Annotated in this window: 7 protein-coding genes; all 7 read left to right on the top strand. The window is 67.3% G+C overall.

The genetic code is table 11. The features are described 5' to 3' along the window. Window positions 1-508: 508 nt before the first annotated feature. Window positions 509-2,128 (top strand): tetratricopeptide repeat protein, encoded by a 1,620-nt coding sequence (locus tag K7C98_RS03365; RefSeq protein WP_224190035.1) that lies wholly within the window; start codon window positions 509-511, stop codon window positions 2,126-2,128. Between the two features lie 104 nt (window positions 2,129-2,232). Continuing rightward, complete coding sequence (locus K7C98_RS03370) at window positions 2,233-6,108, top strand: tetratricopeptide repeat protein (protein ID WP_224190036.1); 3,876 nt, start codon at window positions 2,233-2,235, stop codon at window positions 6,106-6,108. A gap of 32 nt (window positions 6,109-6,140) precedes the next feature. Then, complete coding sequence (locus tag K7C98_RS03375; protein ID WP_224190037.1) at window positions 6,141-7,592, top strand: tetratricopeptide repeat protein; 1,452 nt, start codon at window positions 6,141-6,143, stop codon at window positions 7,590-7,592. 212 nt (window positions 7,593-7,804) lie between these two features. Next, window positions 7,805-8,083 (top strand): hypothetical protein, encoded by a 279-nt coding sequence (locus tag K7C98_RS03380; protein ID WP_224190038.1) that lies wholly within the window; start codon window positions 7,805-7,807, stop codon window positions 8,081-8,083. Window positions 8,084-8,203: 120 nt separating this feature from the next. Next, window positions 8,204-10,300 (top strand): AgmX/PglI C-terminal domain-containing protein, encoded by a 2,097-nt coding sequence (locus K7C98_RS03385; RefSeq protein WP_224190039.1) that lies wholly within the window; start codon window positions 8,204-8,206, stop codon window positions 10,298-10,300. A 438-nt stretch (window positions 10,301-10,738) separates the two neighbouring features. Beyond that, window positions 10,739-11,542, top strand: coding sequence for a tetratricopeptide repeat protein (locus tag K7C98_RS03390; protein WP_224190040.1), 804 nt, complete (start codon window positions 10,739-10,741; stop codon window positions 11,540-11,542). 273 nt (window positions 11,543-11,815) lie between these two features. Next, window positions 11,816-23,923 (top strand): tetratricopeptide repeat protein, encoded by a 12,108-nt coding sequence (locus K7C98_RS03395; protein WP_224190041.1) that lies wholly within the window; start codon window positions 11,816-11,818, stop codon window positions 23,921-23,923. Window positions 23,924-23,969: the final 46 nt, after the last annotated feature.

Consider the following 23,969-nt stretch of genomic DNA (forward strand, 5'->3'; position numbering starts at 1 on the left):
CTCGCTCCCAGGCCCGCCCGGAATTTCCACGGCTGCGCCGGAACCTCCGCAGATCGGCGGAAGCCGGGCCTCGTTGAGGTTCGCCGAGTTCGGGGCAGGTGCCCCGGGCCGCACCCGCTGTCGAGTCGCTGCGCGAAAACCTCCGCGACCCTCGGCTTCTTCCTTTCCATGCCGTCCGACCCGCCAAACCCGTCGCGGCTGGCTCTTGCGGCTGCGAGCGCGCCGCTGGTATCGTCCGAAAACCCTATGAAGGCCCGCAGTGCGCCGCGCAGGTCCACCTACCATGGCCTGCAACTTTGTGATTGAGGGTCTGCTCTCGGATCGCCGAAACTCCGCACGCTGAGGACGCATCGACCGCATGAAATCGCTCCGCCAACTGACGTCCACCACTCTTCTCAGTCTTTGCGCCACGTGGGCCCTGTACGCGGCGCCGGCTGTGGCCGGTCCGCCGCCCCCGCCGCCGACCACCGGCGGCCCGGCTGTTCCGCCGCCCTCGGGTGGTGCGGCTGTGCCCCCGCCCTCCGGCCCCGTCGCTGCACCCAGCAACCCGGACGGCGCGGCCACGGGCGTGCTGGCCGAGGCCGAGGACAAGTACAAGGCCGAGGACTTCCAGGGCGCCGCGGTCATCTTCCACGCCGTCGCCAGCGGCAAGACGCCCGGCGACAAGTCCCGCGCGCAGTTCTGGCTCGGCAAGGCGCTGTACAAGCAGCAGTTCTACGCCGTCTCGCTCGCGGTCTTCAGCGAGATCGTGACCGCGGGTCCCAGCCACCCGTACCACAAGCTCACGCTGCCGTGGCTCGCGTCGCTGAGCCGTGAGCTGCCCGAAGGTGCAGGCGTGCTCGAGAAGGTCGGTACGTACAAGCCGACCGAGCTCGAAGACTCGGCGTTCGACGAGGTGCGCGACGAGCTGTACTACCTGCTCGGCCGCTTCTACTACCAGAAGGGCGACCTCGGCCAGTCGATCGCGCTGCTCGGGCAGGTGCCCGACAACAGCGACTACTACATCCCGGCGCAGTTCTTCCTCGGCGTCGCCGAGACGCGCGAGTTCCACGGCCCGCAGGCGGTCGAGGCGTTCAAGAACGTCCTCCGCAAGAACATCTCGCTCAAGGAGTCGTGGGCGAAGGACAAGAAGAAGCGCAAGAAGGAAGCCAAGGCCAAGGCCAAGCTCGCCAAGAAGAACAAGAAGAAGCAGCTGGCCGGCGAGGTCGAGGAGCTGAGCTTCGAGGAGGAGATGCAGCGCTACGAGGAGCGGGCCAACCTCGCCCTCGGCTACATCTTCTACCAGGTCGGCAAGTACGACACGGCGCTCAAGTACTACGACAAAATCCCGCTCGAGTCGCCGTACTGGCTCGACTCGATCCTCGCGTCCTCGTGGACCGAGTTCCGCCTCGTCGAGGTCGAGCCGGAGCAGGCGAACATCCACTACCAGCGCACGCTCGGGTACATCCACACGCTCAACGCGCCGTTCTTCTACGACTACCTGTACCCCGAGTCGATCATCCTCAAGGCGGTGACGTACTACTTCAACTGCCGCTACCAGCCCGCGAAGCTGGCGATCGAGGAGTTCAACCGCAAGTACCCGAAGACCCGCGACGACCTCAAGGACCTGCTCGCCAAGGCGCCCGAGGACTTCGCGCTGTTCGACCTCAGCGTCAAGATCCGCAACAGCGAGTCGAAGCTCGACCCGTTCGTCGAGGAGGTCGCCCAGAAGTCGCTGCAGGACAAGACGCTCGAGAAGAACTACGCGTTCGTCAACGAGCTGGTGCGCGAGCAGGGGCAGCTCGAGGACTCCAAGTCCGACTTCAAGGGCAGCCCGCTGGCCGAGCAGATCACCGAGACGCTCGACGGCCTGCTGTCGCTCGGCAAGGAGTCGACCGGCGCCCTCGCGCGTAACCGGTTGGTCCAGCAGATCCAGCAGATCAACGACCTCGAGCGCGAGGCGATCAAGATCGAGTACGAGATCTTGAACCGCATCAAGGCCGGCGACTCCGGCGCTGCGACCGAGCGCCGCCCGGTGCGGCCCAAGGTCGACTCCGAGCACGAGATCTACAACTACAACGGCGAGTACTGGAAAGACGAGCTCGGTTACTACAACTACAAGGTTACAAGCCGCTGCAAGGAGGAGTAGCCGCGGCGGCGCCGGCGAGGTCATGCGCGCGACCTCGCCGGCGTTTGACAAGAGCCAGCAACAAGGCCGGGTCCCGTGGACCCGCCCATCCGAGGTAGAGGTCCATGAAGCCACACAGCCATCCCCGCAAGTTTCGCAAGCTGAACATCCTGAGCGGCGTCGGTCTCGCGGTGGTCGTCTTCGCCGCCGCGGCTCCTGCCAGCGCGCAGGCCCCGGCGGAGGGCGGCGCCGAGGCGAACAGTGCCGTCAAGTACAACCGCAAGTCGGGCAAGGTCCGCACCAAGGACACGCTCGACACGAAGTTCAAGGAAGAGAAAGAGCGGCAGGAGAAGGAGACCAAGCGCCGCGTCGACATGATGGAGGGCGCGGAGTTCGCGAAGAAGCGGGCCGCGGTCGCTCAAGAGATCGCCGACACGCAGATCGAGCAGCTCAAGCGCCTCCTCAACGCGACCGACAAGTCTCACGCCGACTACCCGGACCTGCTGTATCGCCTCTCGGACCACTTCCTCGAGAAGAAGGCGTACTTCGAGACCCAGTCCGGCGCGCTCTACGACCCGATCTTCCAGGCTGAAGAGGCCAAGCAGAAGGGCAAGGCCGACCAGCTCAAGGCCAAGCAGGCCAAGTTCGACGCCCAGGCCAAGGCCGCCAGCGAGCAGGCCGTCAAGCTGTACAAGGCGCTCGTCACCGATCCGGGCCTCAGCAAGTACAAGCGCCTCGACGAGGCGCTGTACTTCTACGCGTTCGAGCTCGGCCAGCTCAAGCGCGAGCAGGAGATGAAGGACGCGTACATCCGGCTGATCCAGGACTACCCGAACAGCCAGTACATCCCCAACGCGTACCTCAGCTTCGCCGACTACTATTTCGGCCAGAGCAAGATCGGCGACGCCCTCCAGCTCTACGAGAAGGTCATCACCTTCAAGGACAGCCCGGTCTACGCCTACGCCCTCTACAAGATGGCGTGGTGCCACCTGAACCCGGTCGGCACCGCGGACCCGCGCTACGACCTCAGCCTCGACTTCTTCGTCAAGACGATCACCGCGACGCTCGAGGGTCGCGCCGGCAGCGAGGCCAACGCCAAGCAGCTGCGCCGCGACGCCCGCCGCGACCTCGTCCGCGCCTTCGTCATGGCCGGCAAGCCGTCCAAGGCGTACGAGTTCTTCCAGAAGGTCGGCGACGGCCCGAAGGACGACGAGAACATGTCCCGCAAGATGATGGAACTGCTCGCAGTCCAGTACTTCGGGCAGGGCATGTACACCGAGTCGACGTACACCTATCACAAGCTGCAGGAGCTGTTCCCCGAGGACCCGCAGACCTGTGAGTGGCAGGGCCGCGTCGTCATCAACGCGCTGGCGACCGACAACAAGGAGGTCCAGTGGAGCGAGACGGCGCGCCTGGGCGAGTACTGGGACAAGTTCAAGAACGGCTCGCAGAAGGAGGCCGTCAAGCGCAAGTGCCGGGACGAGACGCTCGACACGATGAAGCAGATGGCCACCGTGTGGCACGACGAGGCCGAGAAGACCAAGAACGAGGCCACGTACACGCTGGCCGAAAAGGCCTACGAGGGCTTCCTCAAGACCTTCCCGAAGGACAAGGACTCCTACGAGATCCAGATGTACTACGCGGAGCTCCTGTGGGCCCGCGCCGGCTCGCTCGTCGGTGACAAGAAGACCAAGCCCGACGGCCTCGCCAAGTTCCGCCGCGCCCACGACGAGTTCGTCAAGGTGCTGGAGATCAACCCCGAGGGCAAGTTCACGCAGGACGCTGCCTACGCGCAGATGCTCGCGATGAAGAACGCCCTCGAGTACGACGAGACCGGCGGTCAGGCCAAGTCCTGCAAGACGAACGCCGAAGGCCTGTGTGTCTACAAGGAAAAAGAGAAGAAGAAGAAGACCAAGGCCGACGAGAACACCAAGGGCGATCAGAGCCAGTCGTACCCGGAGAGCGATTACTCCGAGGACGAGAAGAAGATGATCGAGGCGTACGACATCTACCAGAAGTACGTCAAAGACCCGAAGGACCCCGAGCTGCCCAAGATCGTCTACCACCGGGCGAAGCTCATGATGATGCACAACAAGTTCCAGGAGGCGCGCCCGCTCCTGGAAGAGATGGTCGTCAAGTTCGACGGCTCCATCTACGCCGCGTGGTGCTCCGAGATGCTCCTCGACATTCTGACGATCCGCTGGATCGACAAGAATCTGACGCCCGAGGAGGCGATCAAGGCATCCGACGACCTCGAGACGTGGTCCAAGAAGATGCAGAAGATGAAGGTCTACACGCATCCGGAGGCCGACGAGCTCAAGGAGGCGATCCCGCGGCTGCTGGCCGGCATCGGCTGGAAGAAGGGCATGACCTACCTCGAGGCGGGCCGGAAGGGTGACCCCGACGGCTTCCGCAAGTGCGCCGAGCAGTTCATCGCCATCTACAACGAGTACGGCGACGCCCACGAGAAGGCCTCGACGCTGATCTGGAACGCGGCCGAGTGCTACGAGGCGGCCTACCTGCTCGGTCAGTCGGTCCGCTTCCGCAAGATCCTGCTCGACAAGTTCCCCAACAGCGAGCACTACCAGAAGACGCTGTCGAACCTCGCGGGCAACTACCAGGCCATCGCGATGTACGACAAGGCCGCGCAGCACATGGAGATGTACGCGGAGAAGTACATCAAGGACAAGCAGTCGCCCGACTACCTGCGCAACGCCTACCTGTTCCGCCTCGGCCTCGGCCAGGACCAGCAGGCCAGCGCCGACCTGTCGAAGTACGAGGGTCTGTACAAGAAGGACAACCCCGAGCTCGCGGCCAAGATCTTCTGGTCGAAGCACGACATCCTCAAGACCGAGGAAGAGAAGCTCAAGCACGCCGAGGACTACCTCAAGATCTACGGCAAGAACGGCGGCCTCGACCGTCGCATCGTCGCCGAGGCCACCATCGGCCAGATCTTGTGGCGCCAGTCGTGCACCGAGGGTCTGCTCTACGACTCGTGCATCACCATCAAGCGCAAGAAGGCGCAGGCCGGCGACAAGGCCCGCGCCGCCGCCGAGGCGCTGAAGAAGAAGGTCAAGAAGGGCACCGAGAAGAAGGGCGCCGCCGCCTCCACCAGCAAGAAGCAGGAGATCCCGGAGTACTGCGGCTCCGCGACGTCCGGCATCATCACGGTCCACGACCGCAACAAGAAGAAGGCCGAGGAGGCGCAGAAGTACTTCGACAGCGTCCTCAAGCTGGCGAAGAACAAGATCAACGTGCCCGAGGACGACCGCGATCGCCGCGAGGACTTCGCCAACGCGGTCGCCATGGCGGGCGTGTACAAGGCGGACCGCGGGTACGAGGAGTACCTGAAGATCGAGATGCCGGGCGGCCTGAGCTTCCACGTCGAAGAGTGGAAGAAGGACGCCGGCCTGCCGAAGTGGGAGAAGGAGTACAAGGAGCAGGTCGCGAAGAAGGCCGACTCGACCAAGCGCTTCCTCGAGTTCTACGAGAAGAAGACCAAGCAGGGTCAGGCGCTGCAGCAGCAGTACGACGGCATCGTCAACGCCAAGCAGAGCCCGTACTGGATGCTCGCCGCCGCCGCCCGCTCGGCCATGGTCTCGCAGAACTACGCCGACCAGCTCTACCGCGCCGAGGTGCCGAAGGAGTTCAAGACCGAGGATCAGGCCTACGCCTTCTGCGACGAGCTCGGCGATCGCGCCCAGCCGATCCAGGAGGACGCGGTCAAGAAGTTCTCGTTCTGCCTCGAGCGGTCGACGACCTTCCAGTTCTTCAACGAGTTCTCTCGTCTGTGCGAAGAGGAGCTCCAGCAGCGCGAGCCGGACAAGTACCCGGCCACGGAGGAGATCTTCGGTGTCTCCCAGTACACGGCCAGCCGCCCCGACCGCGTCGACGTGCAGCTCGACCTCGAGGGCGAGAAGCGCAAGCCCTCCGTCGGCGTCAGCGCCGAGAAGCCCGCCGAGAAGGCCGATGACAAGGGCGACGACGAGGACAGCGAGTGAGGCCGGCAGCAGCCAGCAAAGGAGCGACCACCATGCGTAACCTGATCAAGATCGCAAGCATCGGCGCCCTGGCTGTCGCAATGACGGCCTGCGGAAAGAACAAGACCGGCACCGAGAACCCCGATGGCGGCGGCGGCGGTGGCGGCGGCGGGCCGAGCGGGCCCGCGCCGGCCGAGGCCTCGAAGGAGGCCAAGAACGACTTCGCCGAGGCCGTGAAGACCTACAACGCGGCCAAGAGCGACGGCAAGCTCAGCGGCGACGAGTGCGAGCGCGTCGCGGGCGCGTTCCAGAAGGTCTACAAGACCCACGGCGTGCAGATGGCGCTGGCGCAGTTCAACTCCGGCGTCGTCTGGGAGGAGTGCGGCCAGTCCGACAAGGCCGAGGGCATCTACTCCCAGCTCATCTCCCAGGCGCCGAAGTTCGACCTCGCCTACAACAACCTCGGCGTCATCTACTGGAAGAAGGGCCAGGAGTCGAAGGCCCTCGACATGTTCAAGAAGGGCGTCGAGGCCAACAAGCTGTCCGCTCGCGCCGCCCGCAACAACGTCGCCGGCCTGCTGCGCAACCAGTACATCGGCAACTCCGACATCAACGTCTTCAACGAGGTGGAGAAGTCGATCCAGGGCGTGCTCGCGCTCGACTCCGGCAACCAGGGCGCCTACGAGAACCTCGCGCGCATCTACTACGACCGCGGTCACACCAAGGACAAGTCGTACCTGGTGCTCGCGAACCTCGTGGTGACCCAGGGCGTCCGCGTGCTCAAGAACGAGGGCCGCGAGTCCGCCGACCTGTACAACATCCAGGGCCTGCTCCTGCTCGAGCGTCAGGACCAGGTCAACGCCCTCAAGGCGTTCAAGGAGGCGGTGCGGGTCGAAGCCAACCACGTCGAGGCGAACCTCAACATCGGCTTCATCTCGATCCGCTTCCGTGACTACGCGACGGCCGAGAAGTCGTTCACGATCGCGCTGAAGGACTCGCGTCAGGCCAAGAACACCGAGGCGCACCTCGCTCTCGGCGTGGCGCAGCGCGGCCTGAAGAAGTTCAAGGAGGCCGAGGCCTCCTACAACAAGGCGCTCAAGCTCAACGCCTCCGATCCGCGCCCGCTCTACAACCTCGGCGTGCTGTACCAGGACCACATCAGCACCCAGGACAATGTCGACACCGCCCAGAACGAGAAGCTCATCAACGTCGCCAAGGGCCACTACAACAAGTTCATCGAGGCGGTGAAGAGCGACAAGAAGTGGAGTCAGCAGGTCCTGCTGGCCAAGGACCGCATCGCCACCATCGATGAGACCATCGCCTTCAACCGCGTCTCCGAGGAGATGATGAAGAAGGCCAAGGAGCTCGAGGCGATCGCGAAGAAGCAAGAGGAGGAGGAGCGCAAGCGGCTCCTCGAGCTCGAGAAGCAGGCCGAGGCCGCCGAGGCTGCCGGGAGCGCCCCGGCTGCCGGCGCTCCGCCCGCGGGCGCAGCGGCTCCGAAGTAATCGCGAGCTCGTCATTCGCGCATGAGGGACGGCCGGACGGCCGTCCCTTTTTCTTTGGTCTCGCCGAGCGGAGCGATCTCGCTGCCGAGGCGGTGTACCTCCGCGTTCCCGCCCGCTTGCCCCTGCATCACATCGGCCGGGCGTTTACAAGGCTGGCCGGAGCGAGGTATGGTGCGTGAAGGTCCCAGGGGGACCGCTCCACGAGGTTCATCATGCGGCTCGCTCTGCTCACTCTGCTGACCACTCTGTTCGCCTCGACCACCGCCTTCGCCGCCCCGGCGAGCGATCAGGACGCCGACTCTGCCGCCAACAAGGGCAAGGGCGGGAGCGGCACCACGGTCTACGACTTCGACGACGACAACGTCGACGGCGAGCTGCTCTCGCCCGAAGGCGCCAACATCGCCTCCCGTGGCCGCACCAAGCACGCCAGCCTCATCACCATCCGCCCGCACTTCATCCCCGAGCTGATCAAGATGGCCAACGACGTGTGATCTGGCCCGACGCTCGTGCCTTCACTCACAATCTCTTTCTGAACAATCTCCCGAACCCCGGGAACCGCCACCGAAGCCCGCTGTCTCTGCCCGCGCAACCCGCCGGACCGAGGACCGACCATGTCCACCAAGACGCTCGCTATCAAAGTCTTTTACGGCGATCAGCTCGTCGACACCCAGACGCTGACGCAGGATGTCATCAAGATCGGCAAGCTGAAGAGCAGCCACGTTTGCCTTGATGACGAGGCCGTGGCCCGCATGCACGCCGTGATCGAGGTGTCCGGCGAAGAGGTGCGGGTGATCGATCTCGGGAGCGCCGCGGGGACCGTGCTGAACGGCCAGCGGATCGACAAGAACGCGGTGCTGCACGACGGCGACGCCCTGAACTTCGGGCCGTACCGGCTCGAGGTCGGCTTCGTGAAGCAGCAGGTCGCGGCCGCGCCGGCGCCGGCGCAGGTAGCCGCGCCGGTGGCGGTGGCGGCGGCCGTGGCGGCGGCGCCGGTGGCCGCGCCGATGGCGACGCGCGCCCCGATCCAGATCGACCTCAGCGAGGTCGAGAATCAGAACGGCTCGCGGGTGGCCGAGGTCGTGGCGATGTACGGCACGACGGTGCTCGACGTGCAGCACGTCGGCCAGCTGAAGAACCGCAAGTCGCAGGCGCCGCTGTTCCTCGCCATCGGCGGGGTGATGCTGGTCGCCGGCGCGGCGGTGTTCTTCAGCGACGTGAACCAGGACTGGGCCGCCTACGGCAAGAAGGTCCAGGAGTCGATCGAGCAGGGCACGCCGCGGCCGACCCCGCCCGGAAACGGCCTGGCGGCGATCGGCATGCTGCTGGCGATCGCGGGCCTCGTGCCGTTCAGCATGGGCCTCATCCGCACCGGCGACTACGTCAACAAGAACTTCACGATCGGCGAGGGCCACGGGGCGTCGTTCCACGTGCCGCCGGCCGGTCTGCCGGAGCCCACCGGCTTCCCGCTGGTCCGCGGCAGCGACCACGAGTTCGCGCTCAACTTCACGCAGAACATGAGCGGCGAGGTCACCTTCGACGGCCAGACGATCGCGCTGCAGCAGCTGGTCGCGACCGGCCGCGCGGGCTCGCAGGGCTCGTCGTACAGCTTCCCGCTGCCGCCCGGAGCGACCGCGCGGGTCAAGTACCAGGACGTCACCTTCTACGTGAACTCGGTCGCGCCGGGCGCGGTGATCAAGGGCGGCAGCGAGACCGACAAGCCGTTCTGGCTGTACAACGGCGCCTCGTTCGTCGTCATCGGCAGCCTGCTCGTGCTGACGCACCTCATCCCCAACGAGGCCGGCAACCTCAGCCTCGACGAGATGATGGAGGAGAACCGCTTCGTCGGTTACCTCAACCAGCCCGACAAGCCGCCGGAGGAGGAGGAGCCGCCGCCGGAGGACATGGAGAACTCCGACGACGAGGCCGGCGGCACCGGTCAGCGTCACAAGGGCGAGGAGGGCAAGATGGGCAAGCCCACCTCGAAGAACAAGTCCGGCCTCTACGCGATGAAGGGCCCCAAGGACGCCATCCCGCAGATGGCCCGCAACTTCGACCCCGACATGGCCGCGCGCCAGGCCGGCATCCTCGGGGTCATGAGCGCCGAGAGCGGTCACTTCCTCGCCTCGCCGTACGGCGGCGCGTTCGCGGTCGGCAACGACGACGCGGACGTGTGGGGCGGCCTCACCGGCACGGAGATCGGTGAGGCGTACGGCGTCGGCGGCCTCGGCCTGGTCGGCACCGGCCGCGGCGGCGGCGGCACCGGCGAGGGCACGATCGGCCTCGGCAACACGGGCCTGATCGGCAAGGGCGGCGGCGGCGGCACGGGCTCCGGCTACGGCCGCGGGGCAGGCGCCGGCTTCGGCGGCCGCGGCACCCGCGTCCCCACGGTCCGTCAGGCCAAGGCCGAGGTCCAGGGCGCGCTCGACAAGGACATCATCCGCCGCATCGTCCGCGCCCACATCAACGAGGTCCGCTACTGCTACAACCAGGCCCTCGCGCGTGACCCCAACGCCAAGGGCCGCGTCGCCGTCCAGTTCACCATCGGCGGCACCGGCAAGGTGCCCACCGCGGTCGTCCAGGAGAGCACGATGAAGGACCCGGCCGTCGGCTCCTGCATCGCCCAGGCGGTCAAGCGCTGGACCTTCCCCAAGCCCGAAGGCGGCGGCTCGGTCATCGTCTCGTACCCGTTCGTCCTCGAGCCGGGCTGACGCGTCACCGGCTGTCTCGAAAGACAGCATGTCTCGAAAGACAGGAGGCCCGGCACCCGCCGGGCCTCGGCGTTTAAAGACCCGCTCGTGCGCCTGGAGATCTTCGCCGGAGATCGCCCTTCGTCGCGTCCCGCTCTCGCGTCAACTCACGACTTCGACACTGCAGAGCACGGCAGACGCCGCCTGCGCCGGCGTTCGCTTGTGCGCGATTACGCGCATCGGGTTGCGAGCCCTCGCAGGTGCCCTCGAAGCGCCCCCGACGGTCGCTCCGACGTGCAACCTTGTCACCAGAAGCCCCGCCCGTTATCATCCGCACGCGATCCGGAAAGGTCTCTGATGCGTCGTCTCTCCCCTCTGGCCGCTCTCGTCGTCTCCGCTGTCCTTCTCTCGGCCTGCAACGGGCTCGCGAGTCGCAATCGTGTCCAGGCGATCAATCGGATGAACGAAGGCATCCAACTGTTCGACCGCAACAACGCCGCCGGCGCCGAGAAGGCGATCCAGGACGCGATTCAGCTCGACCCGAGCTACGCCGCCGCGCACCACACTCTCGGCCAGATCTACAAGAAGCAGAACAAGCTGGTCGACGCCGAGAAGGCGTTCACGGGCGCGATCGAAAACATGAAGGCCGAGCCGCAGGCCGAGTACTGGTACGACCTCGGGGCCGTCCAGCAGGCGCAGGGCGAGGCCGACGGCGTGTCGTCGTCGGAGCGCGAGACCAAGTTCAACGCCTCGATCAACTCGTTCCAGGAGGCGTTGAAGCTCGACCCGAAGATGTACCGCGCCCACTACCGCACGGGCGTGCTGTACGAGAAGCTCGATCAGCCGGAGAAGGCCGACGCCGCCTACCGCAAGACGATCGAGATCAAGCCCAGCTACAGCCCCGCGTTCGTCTCGCTCGGCAACATGTACATCGACTACGGCTTCGCCAACGTGGCGATGGCGGTGCTCGATACCGGCGCGCAGATCAACGACAAGGACGCGCGCATGTGGAACGGCCTCGGCCGTGCCCACTTCGAGCTCGGGCAGATGAAAGAGGCCATCGACGCCTACACGAAGGCCAAGGCCATCGACCCGGACGGCGCCGACGCGCTCTACGGCCTCGGCATGGCCTACGCCGAGCTCCGCCAGCGCAAGGAAGCCAAGGAGAACCTCGAGCTCTTCCTCGGCAAGGCGGGCGACGCCCGTCCCGACCTCATCAAGGCGGCGCGCGACACGGTCGCTCGCATGCAGGACGTCATCTGAGCCCGAGATCGACGGCACCCGTGAGGGCAGGGCCTCGCGGACCTTCGGGGACGGCTCGCCACCCCGACCTCCGCGGCCCACCCGGCCCGATCCACCATCAGTCACCCCGCGGGTCACCGCGGGTGTCCCCCGTCGCGTGCACGGTGGGCCTACTCGGCCTGCCTGCGTTGAATCGTTCCGGACGCGTTGAACGCTCGGCGAGGTGCGTGGTATATCCGCCGTCTCCCGAGCCCGGGGTAATCCCCCGATAATGCTCAAAAAACAGGGTCTCCGATGGAAGTAACGACGCGCATCAAGTCACGGCTCACCGAGGTCTCCGAGTGGAGCGGGGTGATCGACGAATCCGAGTCGCAGGCGAGCTCCGCCGGCACGCCTCAGGCGCAGTCCGCGGCGTTCTACCACCTGGCTCAGGCCTGCGAGGGGTTGCTCCTCGACAAGGCCAAGGCGATGACGTTCTACCAGACGGCCGTCAAGCGCGACCGTGAGAACCTCAAGGCCCTCGAGTCGGCGCGCAAGATCTATCAGCAGATGGCCAACCTCGAGATGGTCACCAAGCTGATGGCGCTCGAGCTGCGGGCCAATCGCGACCCCGACCGCGCCCCCGCGCTGAACTACGCCTACGGTCGAGCCCTGCTCAACCTGCGGCAGATCGAGCAGGCGCGTCCGTACCTCGAGGCGGCGGCCAGCGCCGACGGCCGCAACCAAGAGTTCCAGGACCGCTTCCAGGAGTCGCTCTACGATCGCGGCAACTGGCAGTTCGCGCTGCAGAACATCTGTTACAACCAGCTGATCGCGCTGAGCGGTCAGGCCGATCCGCTCGCCGCCAACGTCGAGAACGGCGGCCATCAGCTGTCGGCGCTGTACCTCCGCACCGCGCGGATCTTGCAGCAAGAGGCGCCCGAGGACCCGCGCCTGCTGCCGCTGCTGTTCAAGGCCCTCGATGCCGATCCGAGCAACGACGAGGCCGGCTACATCGCCGAGACCCTGCTCGCCGGCGGCGGTCACCTGCAGCACATCCAGAAGCTGCAGGACCGCCGCGCCGCGCTCGAGCGCGAGCCGGCGCAGAAGGTCGCGCTGCTGCGTCAGTTCGCGCTGATCTGGCAGGTGCGCCTCAACAACGCCGACATGGCGGCGTACTTCTTCCGTCAGGCGCTCGAGTACGCGTACTCGTTCGGGGCCAGCGTCCTCAAGGACGAGAACGACGTCGAGTGGCACCTCGGCGCGTTCCACATGCTCAAGAAGGCCGCCGAGCGCTCCGGCAATTCGGAGGGCCTGGTCGAGCTGGCCGCGCGCGGCCTGTCGGTCATCACCGATCCCACCGACGCCGCGTTGCTCGCGATCCTCGGCGGTGAGATCGCGTGGAAGCTGCGCCAGGACGTCGACAGCGCCCGCGGCCTGCTCGCCTACGCCGTCGAGGCCGCGCCGCGTCACCCCACGGTCGTCGAATTCGTCGGCGCGTTCGGTCCCCTCGAGGCGCCGGCGAGCGACGCCGGTGAGCGCGCTGCCGCTGCCGCAGCGGAGGCCGCCGCCGCCGAGCAAGCCGCGGCCGAGCGTGCCGCCGCCGAGCAGGCTGCTGCCGAGGAGGCTGCCGCGGCCGAGCGGGCCGAGGCGGCCGAGCGGGCCGAACGCGATCGCGTCGCAGCCGACCGCGCCGCGGCCGAGCAGGCCGAGGCCCAGCGGGCCGAGCGCGAGCGCATCGCCGCGGAGAAGGCCGCCGAGCGCGAGCGCATCGCCGCGGAGAAGGCCGCTGCCGCGGAGAAGGCCGCCGCCGAGAAGGCCGAGCGGGAGCGCCTCGCTGCCGAGAAGGCCGCCGCAGACAAGGCCGAGCGCGAGCGCGTCGCCGCCGAGCGGGCCGCTGCCGCGGAGAAGGCCGCCGCGGAGAAGGCCGAGAAGGCCGCTGCCGCCGAGCGTGCCGCCGCCGAGAAGGCAGCCGCGGAGAAGGCCGCCGCCGACAAGATCGCCGCCGAGTTGGCCGCGATCCCGCCCGAGGGCGTCGAGATGCACGGCGAGATCTTCCTCCCCGAGGAGGTCCGGATCTACAACGCCGCGCGCACCGCCGAGGCCGCCGGTGGCGCCAAGGCGATCGACGCCTGGCGCGACGCCATGGGCAAGCTGCCGGGCAAGCGTTACCCGCGGACGCGCCTCAAGGAGCTCTACGGCGAGGCCGGCAAGTGGAGCAACGTCGCCGACCTGCTGAAGGACGAGCTCAAGGGCGATCCGAACCGCGACCTCGAGCACACCAAGGCCTCGTACTGGCAGCTCCTCGACATCTACCGCGACCACCTGCGTCAGCCCGGCCTCGTGGTCACCACGCTGGCTGCGTTCGAGAAGGTGCTCGAAGAGGCCGGCGACACCGAGTCGCTGCTCAAGGTCGTCGAGACCCAGCAGAACCAGTTCGAGCAGATGAAGCGCTGGCCGGACCTCATCAGCAGGATCCGCCGCCGCGCCGAGCTGACCACCGATCCGGTCGGTCGCACGGCCCTGCACCTCGAGGCAGGTCGCCTCTTCCTCGACAAGTTCAACAACCAGGCCGAGGCGATCAAGAGCTTCGAGTCGGTGCTCGAGGCCGACGAGTACAACGTCGAGGCGATCACCAAGCTCAAGGACCTGTACGCCAAGCGACGCGACTGGGAGAAGCTCGTCCACGTCCAGCAGAAAGAGCTGACGCTGATCGAGAGCCCGGCGCAGCGCATGGAGCAGCTGCTCGACGTCGCCCGCACGGCGGTCTCGAAGATCAAGAAGAACCCGCTCTCGATCGAGCTGTGGAACCAGGTCCTGGCGATGGAGCCGACCCACCACGAGGCGCTCGAACAGCTCGAGGGCCTGCTCGAGCGCGAGAAGGAGTGGGCACAGCTGGCCGGCGTGCTGCGCACGCTCGCCGAGGTCGAGAACGACCCGGCCAAGCGGGCCAACTACCTCGTCAAGCTCGGCTCGAACTACAGCGACAAGCTCGATGACAACGCCAGCGCGATCAAGGCCTGGGAGCAGCTGTACCAGCTCGACTCCGAGAACCGCCGCGCCCAGGACGCCCTCAAGAAGCTCTACCTCGCCGTCGGCGACATGGAGAGCCTGCAGGAGTTCTACGCCAAGCAGGACAAGTGGGGCGAGTTCATCCGCGTGCTCGAGCGCGAGGCCGAGACCGCCGAGGGGGCGGCCCGCACCACGCTCTTGCTCAAGATCGCCGATCTGTACAAGACGCGCATGGACAAGGCCGACAAGGCCACCCGCGCCCTCGAGCGCGCGCTGTCGTTCGACGACAACAACCTCACCGTCGCCGAGGCGCTGATCGACCTCTACGAGCAGGCGCACGACGAGCGGCACATCTCGGTGCCGCTGAAGATCCAGCTCAACCACAGCGAGGATCCGGCGCAGCGTCAGTCGCTGCTGCGGCGCCTCGCCGACCTCGCCGAGCGCATCAGCCAGGACGAGGCGCTGGCGTTCAGCTACTACAGCCAGGCCTTCACCGAGGATCACACGCAGGCCGACACGCGCGAGCACCTGTTCCGCCTCGGCGAGTCGATCGGCGCCTGGACCGAGCAGATCGAGTCGCTGCGCGCCGCGATCGAGAAGTACGGCACCGACCCCGACAGCATCCCGCTGCGGCTCAAGCTGGCCGAGATCTACGAGAAGCGCTCGAGCGACCTCGAGGCCGCGCTCGCGGCCAACCAGGCGATCCTCGAGATCAACGCCGAGGAGCCGACCGCGCTCACCTCGCTCGAGCGGCTCTACCTCGCGCTCGGCCGCGAGGAGGACCTGCTCAACGTCCTCCGCACCAAGCTCTCGCTCGCCGGCAACGACGACGACCGCCGCGCGATCCAGACCCGGATCGGCAGCATCCACGAGCAGCTCGGCCACGTCGACCAGGCCGTCGCCGCCTACGAGGCGGTGCTGGCCACCGGCGTCGAGGATCCGGCCGTGCTCGCCGCCCTCGATCGCCTGTACCTCGGCCAGGGCAAGTGGGCCGAGCTGGCCGACATCCTGCGCCGCGAGCTCGATGTCACCGCGCCCGACGATGTCGAGGCGCGCGCCACCTTGCTGCTCCGCCTCGGCATCGTCCAGCAGGACAAGCTGAACTCGGCGTCCGACGCCGTCGACCTGTTCCGCCAGGTCCTCGACGTCGACGCCGCCAACGAGGAGGCGCGCAAGCGGCTCGAGGGTTACCTCGAGGACGACGCGCTCAAGACCACCGTGGCCGGCATCCTGCTCCCGGTCTACGAGCGCCTGCTCGACTGGCCGAAGATGGTCCAGACGCTCGAGATCCAGGTCGCCGCCGCCGGCACCGTCGACGAGCGCGTCGGCCTCCTGCTGCAGATCGGCGGCATCCTGGCCAACAGCATCGGCAACACGGCCGCGGCGTTCGACGCCTACAGCCGCGCCTTCCGCCAGGACCCGCGCAACGAGGCCGCGCAGGCCGAGCTCGAGAAGCTCGCGCACCTCGAGAACCGCTACGCCGACTACGCCGCCCTGTTCGAGGAGGCGGTCGCCGGCGACCTGCCGAGCGAGCTGCAGCGCACGCTGTTGATGCGCCTGGCCGGCCTCTACGACCAGCGCATCGGCAACGCGCCCAAGGCGATCGAGAACTTCAAGAAGGCCCTCGAGGTCGACGCCGACAACGTCGAGGCGCTCGAGGCGCTCGAGAAGCTCTACAGCCGCGACCAGAACTGGGGCGAGCTGCTCGGCGTCTACCGCAGCCAGATCCCGCTGACCAGCGACGGCGGCAAGCGCCAGGAGCTGCGGTTCCGCATCGCCTACCTGCAGGACGAGATGCTCGGCCAGAAGGAGGAGGCGATCGCCACCTACAACGAGATCCTCGCCGACGACTTCGAGAACCTGCAGGCGATCGTCGCCCTCGATCGTCTGTACCTCGCGCGCGGCGCGTGGGTCGAGTTGGCCGAGAACCTCGAGCGGCAACTGACGCTGTCGAGCGACCCGGACAAGCAGATCGAGCTCAACCTCCGGCTCGGCGACCTGCGCCTCACCAAGCTCGACCAGGCCGGTCAGGCCGTCGAGACCTACCACCGCGTGCTCGCGCTCGACGCCGGCAACGCCACGGCGCTCGCCGCCCTCGAGACGCTGCTGACCCATGAGCAGCAGCAGCTCACCGTCGCCAAGACCCTCGAGCCGTTCTACCGCGCCAACAACAACTGGCCGCGGCTGATCCAGGCGTACGAGATCATGGTGACGCACGCGGGCGACGCCGAGGAGAAGATCGGCCTGTTGCACCGCATCGCCGAGCTCTACGAGATCGCCGGTGAGGAGCAGAGCAAGGCCTTCGACGCCCTCGGCCGCGCCTTCAAGGTCGACCCGAGCAACGAGACCACGCAGGAGCGGCTCGAGACGCTGGCCCGCCAGCTCGGCGACTACCCGCGCCTCGTCGCCCTCTACGACGAGTCGATCCCCGACATCGTCGACGACGCCCTCATCATCCGCCTGCTGGTGAAGATCGCCCAGATCTACGAGCTGGTGCTCGAGGACGTCGCCCAGGCCGCGTCCAGCTACGAGCGGATCCTCGGCGTCGACCCCGGCAACTTCGAGGCCGTCGACGCGCTGATCAACCTCCACCTCAAGAGCTCGAACTTCAACGCGCTCGTCGAGGCGGTGGTGCGCAAGTCGGAGATGGTCACCGAGGTCGCCGACCGCAAGGCGCTCCTCCTCTACGCCGCCCAGACCCGCGAGACCGCGATGGAGGACCCGGCCGGCGCGATCAGCCTGTACCAGCAGGTCCTCGCGCTCGACGACGCCGACGCCGCCGCGCTCGACGCCCTGGCCAAGCTGTTCACGCAGACCGAGGCGTGGGAGAATCTCAAGGACATCTACCGCCGCAAGACGGAGCTCGCGGAGTCGCCCGAGCACCGGCGCTACTGGCTGCACCAGCTCGGCCCCATCTACGACGAGAAGCTCAAGGACGTCGAGCAGGCGATCGAGACCTACCGCTCGATCCTCGACCTCGAGCCGGCCGACTACGACGCCATCCAGGCGCTCGACCGCCTCTACGGCCAGGCCGAGCGCTGGCAGGACCAGCTCGGGATCCTCGAGCGGGCCGTCGAGGTCGCGCCGCAGCGCGACGAGAAGACCGCGCTGCGGCACCGGATCGGCGGGCTCTACGAGACCCAGCTGGCCGACATCGTCCGCGCCGTCGAGGCCTACCGTGACACCCTCACGCACGCGCCCGACCACGCGCCGACGATCGCCGCGCTCGACCGCATCGTCCACGGCGAGGACCAGCCGATGCTCGCCGCCGAGGTGCTGGCGCCGTTCTACAACCAGCTCGCCGAGTGGGAGAAGCTGGTCGACATCTACGAGGTGATGGTCAAGCAGACCCAGGATCCGGCGCAGCAGATCGAGCTGCTGCACCAGATCGCCGCGATCCACGAGCGGCAGCTGCAGCAGTTCGAGCAGGCGTTCGCCGCCTACGCCCGCGCGCTGGTGATCGAGCCGACCCACGAGGCCACTCTGGGTCAGCTCCACCGCCTCGCCGAGGTCACGGGCGACCACGAGAAGCTCGCCGGCCTGCTGGCCGATCAGGCCGCCACGATCCCCGATCCGGCGACCAAGGTCGGCATGCTGCACCGCCTCGCGGTCGTGCTCGAGACCAAGCTGAACCGCATCGACGACGCGATCGAGCGCTACCTCGCGATCCTCGACATCGACGGCGAGAACCGCGACGCGATCGCCCAGCTCGACCGGATCTACACCGGCCTCGAGCGCTGGCAGCCGCTGGTCGAGAACCTGCGCCGGCAGATCGCCATCACCACGGACGAGCAGGAGATCATCGCCCTGCAGTACCGGATGGGCCAGATCTACCAGAACAACATCCAGGACCTGCCGAAGGCCATCGAGGCCTACCGGACGATCCTCGAGATCGACCCCGACAGCTCGGCCACGCAGGCCACGCTCGAGCTGATCTTCGCCGAGGGCGAGCACCAGAGCGAGATCGCCTCGATCCTCGAGCCGCTGTATCAGGCGTCGCGCAACTGGGACGCGCTGATCAAGCTCGCCGACGTCAAGCTCAACGCCACCGCGGACACCGCGGAGCGGCTGCAGATCATCGAGAACACCGCGCAGATCTGCGAGCAGCAGCTGGGCGACGCCGGCCAGGCGTACTACTGGTGGCTGCGCGCGTACATGGACGACCCGCTGAGCGAGCGCGTCGCCGAGGAGATCGAGCGCCTCGCCGAGCTCACGCAGGAGTGGGGCTACATCGTCGACGTCGGCGAGCAGATCCTCGAGAACACCGGCCTGCCGCAGGACGCCCGGGTCGCCGTGCTCAGTCGTTCGGGACAGGTCCTCGAGACCAGGATCGGCGACCGCGCGCGGGCCATCGAGGTCTACAACCGGCTGCTCGCGCTGGTGCCCGACCACGCCGAGGGGCTGCAGGCGCTCGACCGCCTGTACACCGAGACCGGTCGCTGGGAGGAGCTCGCCGAGATCCTGCAGCGCCGGATCCAGGCGACCATGGACGGCGAGATCCTCGTCGACCTCGAGATGCGCCTCGCCTCTGCCTTCGAGCAGTGGCTGGCCAACCCCGAGGCCGCGATCGCCGCCTACAACCGCGCCCTCGACATCGACGGCAACAACCTGCGCGCCCTCGAGCGGCTCGAGGCGCTGTACCTCGTCGCCGCCCGCTGGGAGGACCTGTACAACACGTACGAGCGCACGTCCGCGATCGCCAACACCGACGAGGACAGCGCGGCTTGCTTCCAGCGCATGGCGAAGATCGCCGCCGAGGCTCTCGGCCGCGAGGAGACCGCCGTCGACCTGTGGGGCAAGGTGCTCGAGCTGCGCGGCGAGGACCCGCTCGCGCTGGGCGAGCTGGCCGTGCTGCACGAGCGCTCGCAGCGGTGGGAGGACCTCGCCGAGGTGCTCGAGCGGCAGGTGTTCGCGGTCGAGGACCCGAACGACAAGGTTGCGATCTACCAGCAGCTCGCCCACGTCTACGGCGACCGGCTGGGCAAGGAGCGCAACAGCCTCGACGCGTGGCTCAACGCCCGCGAGCTCAACGGCCGCGACCTCGACACGCTGACCGCGCTCCACGCGATCTATCAGCGCAACGAGTCGTGGGTCGAGCTCAACGACGTGCTCTCGAACCTGATCGAGCTCGGGCCGGGCGTCCTCGGCACCGAGCAGCTGCGGGCCTACTACGCCCAGGTCGGCCGGATCCAGGCGGAGTACCTCATGGACACCCAGGCGGCGATCGCTGCCTGGCGCCACGTCCTCGAGCTCGAGCCCAACAGCCTCGAGGCCCTGGCGGCGCTCGAGCGCCTGCACAGCAGCGAGGCCAGCTGGGACGAGGTCATCCGCGTCCTCGAGAAGAAGCGCAAGGTCGTCGAGTCGGCGCCCGAGAAGATCGACGTGCTGATGCAGATCGCCGCGATCTGGGAGCAGCAGCTCGGCAACAAGACCGAGGCCGCCGGCGCCTACCTCGAGATCCTCGACCTCGACCAGGCCTACATGCCGGCCCACGAGGCGCTGGAGACCATCTACCGCGAGACCGAGGCGTGGGGCGAGCTCATCGAGCTCTACCTGCGGCAGGTCGAGATCTTCGACGACGCCAAGTTCAAGGTCTCGACCTACCAGAAGATGGCCAAGGTCTTCGAGGAGAACCAGGACGACCCGGACAACGCCTTCGAGGTCCTCAAGTACGCGTTCAACATCGACTACGCCAACGAGGACACCTCGCGCGAGCTCGAGCGCCTCGCCACCCAGGCCAACAAGTGGGGCGAGCTGCTCAACGAGTACAACGGCATCGTCCGCTCGATCCCCGACAAGAGCGAGCAGGCCGAGCTGTGGGTGAAGATCGGCCGCTGGTACGGCGAGCACCTCAACCGCGTCGACTACGGCCTCAAGTCGCTCGAAGAGGCGCTCAAGCTCAACGCCAACAACATCAACGCGCTGCGCGAGCAGGCCGGCTTCTACCGCCGGGCGATGAACAACGTCGAGCTGGCCAAGACGCTGGCGCGGATCGTCCCGCTCGAGACCGACCCGAACATCCAGATCCGCACGCTGACGCAGCTCGCGGAGGTCCAGGACGGCGGGCTCGGCGACATCCCGGCGGCGATCGAGAGCTACCGCAAGGTGCTCGAGATCGACGGCGAGAACATCAACGCCCTCGACGCGCTGGCCCGGCTCCACCAGAACCAGGGTCAGTGGCAGGACCTCGTCCACGTGCTCGAGCGGCGCGTCGGCACGCTCGACGAGCCGGAGCAGGTCATCGCCCTGCGCAAGCGCATCGGCGGCGTCCAGGAGGGTCAGCTCGGCGACGCGGCGGCGGCGGTCGAGACCTACCGCAGCATCGTCGACTCCGAGCCGGGCGACCGCGAGGCCCTGGCGGCGCTCGAGCGCCTGTACCTGGCGGGCGGCAACGTCCCGGAGTACCTCGGCGTCCTCGAGGCCGAGCTCGACACCACCACCGTGCGCGACGAGCAGATCGCGATCTACGACCGCATGGCGGCCGCGCACGTCAACCTGGCCCAGGACCCGGCGCGGGCGGCCGAGGCGCTCGAGAAGATCCTGCTCCTCGACAAGTACCGCGACTCGACCTACCGCCAGCTCGAGGACCTGTACACCAGGCTCGAGAAGTGGACCGAGCTGGTCGAGACCTACCGCAACCACATCGCGGTCACCACGGCTCCGGCCGCCAAGACCGAGCTGCTGGTGGCGATGGGCCAGGTCTACGAGAAGCAGATCCAGGACATCGACCGCGCGATCGAGACCTACAGCGAGATCCTCGAGCTGAACCCGCAGCACTTCGACTCTGCGGTCACGCTCGCTCGCCTGCAGGAGCAGATCGAGGACTGGCCGGCCGCGCTCAAGACGTTGGCGCGCCTGGTCGAGCTGTCGCGCGACCCGGCGGTCCGCGTGCAGCACCTGACCCGCATGGGCCAGGTCTACCAGGAGAAGCTGACCCAGCTCGACGAGGCCGAGCGGCGCCTGACCCAGGCGACCGAGATCGACCCGGGCTACGTGCCGGCGATCGTCAGCCTCGCCGAGCTGTACAAGGGCCGGCGCGACTGGCTCAAGGCGGCGCGCAACCTCGAGGCGGCGTTCGGCTACTCGAACACCAAGCTCGAGAAGATCGCGCTCGCGGCCGAGGCCGGCTTCATCTACTACGAGGAGCTCGAGAACAAGGACAAGGCCGTCGCGCTGTTCGCCGAGGTGCTCAAGCTCGATCCGGAGCACGTCAAGGTCGGCCGCGTGATTGGCCAGATCTACTACGACGAGGGCCGCTTCGCCGACGCCGACCCGATCTTCGACGTCCTCACGCGCAAGGCCGACCAGCTCGGGCTCGGCGACCAGGACCAGCGCGACCTGTACCTGCGGGCCGCGAAGGTGGCGCGCAAGCTCGGCAACGGCGACAAGGCCCTGAAGCAGTTCAAGCGCGCCTACGACATCGACGCGACCAACCGCGAGGTGCTCGTCGGCATGGCCGACCTGCTGTTCGAGAAGGAGGACTGGGAGAAGGCGTTCAAGCTGTACCAGACGATCCTGGTCCAGCACCGCGACACCCAGAGCTCGTCCGAGACGGTGCTCGTCTACTACCGCCTCGGCATGATCAAGAAGCGGCAGAACGAGCCGCGGAAGGCGCTCAACTACCTCGAGAAGGCGCTCGAGGTCGATCCGCACGACCTCGCCACCCTGAACGCGGTCATCGAGCTGCAGACGGGCGCGAGCGACTGGGAGGGCGTCATCCAGGCCAAGCGGGCCATGATCGACGTGGCCGCCACCGGCGACGCCCAGGCGGCGATCTACAACGAGATCGGCAAGCTGTACCTCGAGAAGCTCGGGAACTGGCAGAAGGCGGCGGCGGCCTATCAGAACGCCCTCGACCTGCAGCCGAAGGACTACCCGCTGCTGCACACGCTGCTCGACATCTACACCCGCAACAAGCAGTGGGAGGAGTCGGTCCGGATCATCGACCGCATCGTCGAGATCGAGAAGGACCCGAAGCGGCGCTCGAAGTACAACTACACCGCGGCGGTGCTGCTCCGCGACGAGCTCAAGGCCCACGACGAGTCGATCGACCGCTTCAACTCGGTGCTCGACGACGACCCGTCGTACCTGAAGGCGTTCCAGGCGATCGACGCGATGGTCACCAAGTCGAAGGACTGGAAGACCCTCGAGCGCTCGTACCGGAAGATGCTGAAGCGGCTCCCGGCCGACGGCATGGGCGACCTGAAGATCACCCTGTGGTCGAACCTCGCGGAGATCTACCGGACGCGCCTGAAGGACTTCAAGGCGGCCACCGCGGCGTTCGAGGTCGCGGCCAAGCTCGACCCGGGCAACACCGAGCGGCACTACCTGCTGGCCGAGCTCTACGAGGCGCTCATGCAGGACAACCCGCAGGAGTACGCCACGCAGGCGGTCAAGGAGCACCAGATCCTCATCGCCCAGGAGCCCTTCCGCTACGAGAGCTACCACGCGCTCTTCAACATCTACCGGAAGAGCAACCAGTTCGATAAGGCCTACTGCCTCGCCCGCACGCTGGTGTTCCTCAAGCAGGCCACGCCCGAGGAGCAGCAGATCCACGACAAGTACGCCTCGAACGAGTTCCGGCAGGCGCGTCAGCGGCTCTCGGAGGAGATCCTCCGCCGCCACGTGTTCCACCCGGACGAGGACCTGTACCTCACCGGCATCCTCGGCTCGATCGCCCCGGCGATCGCGGCCTGGCGCGCCAACCCGCTGCCCGCGTACCTCAAGCCCAACGAGCGCACGGACATCAACACCGATCCGGCGCCCGTGTCCCGCATGGCCAAGTACGTCATGCAGCTGCTCAACGTCGGCCAGCCGGACCTCTACCTCCGGCCGGACGACCCCGGCGATGTCTCGCTGCTCAACGCGCAGCGCGACGGTCGCGTCCACCCGACGATGGTCGTGTTCCAGAACCTGCTCAAGGGCAAGAACGAGAAGCACCTCGCCTTCGCCCTCGGCCGGTACATGTCCGACCTCTACCTGCCGCACTACGCCTACGTCGCGCTCGACCGCTCGCCGCAGAACCTCAAGCAGGTGTTCCTCGCCTGCATGCACATGTGCGACATGGAGACCGGCGGCAACCGCCAGGAGCTCGACCAGATCGCCCGCGAGATCCTCTCGCGTCTGCCCGCCAACGCCCGCGACCAGATGCGCAGCCTCATGCGCCGCTTCGTCGAGGCCGGCGGCTCCACCGACGTGAAGAAGTGGGCGCTCGGCACCGAGATCACGGCGTACCGCATCGGCTTCCTGCTGTGCGACGACCTCATCACCGCCGCGCACCTGATCTCCCAGGAGCAGGCCGCCTTCGGCTCGGCCATGACGCCGAAGGACAAGATCAGGGAGCTGGTCCTCTACAGCATCAGCGAGGACTACTTCAAGGCGCGCAAGGGCATCGGCGTCTCGGTCGCCTGAGACCGAGCATCGACTGTCCGTGAGGACATGTCCGAGAGGGCGGCCC

The sequence above is a fragment of the Nannocystis pusilla genome (genome assembly GCF_020073745.1).
Taxonomy (GTDB): domain Bacteria; phylum Myxococcota_A; class Polyangia; order Nannocystales; family Nannocystaceae; genus Nannocystis; species Nannocystis radixulma.